This window comes from Phocaeicola sp. RTP21198st1_B8_RTP21198_201120 (assembly GCF_040929485.1).
Lineage (GTDB): Bacteria > Bacteroidota > Bacteroidia > Bacteroidales > Bacteroidaceae > Phocaeicola > Phocaeicola dorei.
Genome location: NZ_JBCOCI010000209.1, coordinates 1 through 968, shown reverse-complemented (window position 1 = coordinate 968; position 968 = coordinate 1). Strand labels below are relative to the sequence as shown.

The 968-nt window shown below is 43.6% G+C and carries 1 protein-coding gene; it reads right to left on the bottom strand.

Features of this window, described 5'->3' with window-relative positions:
* Window positions 1-202: 202 nt before the first annotated feature.
* A partial coding sequence (locus tag AB5935_RS24570) for an efflux RND transporter permease subunit (protein WP_368327709.1) occupies window positions 203-968 on the bottom strand: 766 nt, incomplete at its 5' end.

The following is a 968-nucleotide window of genomic DNA, read 5'->3' as shown; positions in this document are numbered from 1 at the left end:
TGCCGGACAAGGCATCGGACTTAGCCTGACCCTGAAAATCATTTCTGCTTATCATGCAAAGCTGGATATATCTTCAGAAATAGAAAAAGGAACAAAAGTACGGGTGATTTTTTAATCACCCTTCTTTTATCCCTTTCTCTCTCTACCTACTGAAAACTACAAATTTAATCTATGAACGTTTTTTCCACAGAATAGAAATGAACTAAATACGTCTTTGCAATAACTTTCCGTTTTTATCATATAACATTCGTTCATATACCATTTCTACGATAAGAGGAAAGACAAACAATGCAAAGAAAGGCGCTCCTATCAATCCGCCGATAATGACAATCGCCAACGGACGTTGTGATTCCGAACCAATTCCATGACTCATGGCAGCGGGCATCAAACCGATAGCTGCCATTGCCGCTGTCATAATCACAGGGCGGATACGCGAGCGCACTCCTTCCTTAGTGGCTTTCTCCAAGGGCGAGCCGAGTTTTAGATTCGCCTTTATATCGGAAATCATAATCACCCCGTTCTGAATACAAATACCAAACAAGGCAATAAAACCGATACCGGCAGAAATGGAGAAGTTGAACTGCGTTATCAGAAGAGCCACAATACCACCCACGGCGGCAAACGGTACATTCAACAATACCAGTCCCGCATCCCGCGCATTAGAGAATAGAATAAACAGGATGATAAAGATAATAGCAATACTGATAGGGACAACCTGTGCCAGACGTTTCGTTGCACGTTGCTGGTTCTCAAAATCGCCCGTCCATTTCAGTGAATAACCTGCCGGCAAATGTACGGAAGCATTCACCTTTTTCTGCGCCTCGGCAACTGCCGTACCCATATCACGACCTCTCACCGAAAATTTCACTGCACAGAAACGAGCGTGATTATCACGGAATATCAATAACGGTCCCGTAATCGTCGTTATATCTGCCAATTCTTTGATAGGTACCATCGTTCCATCCATC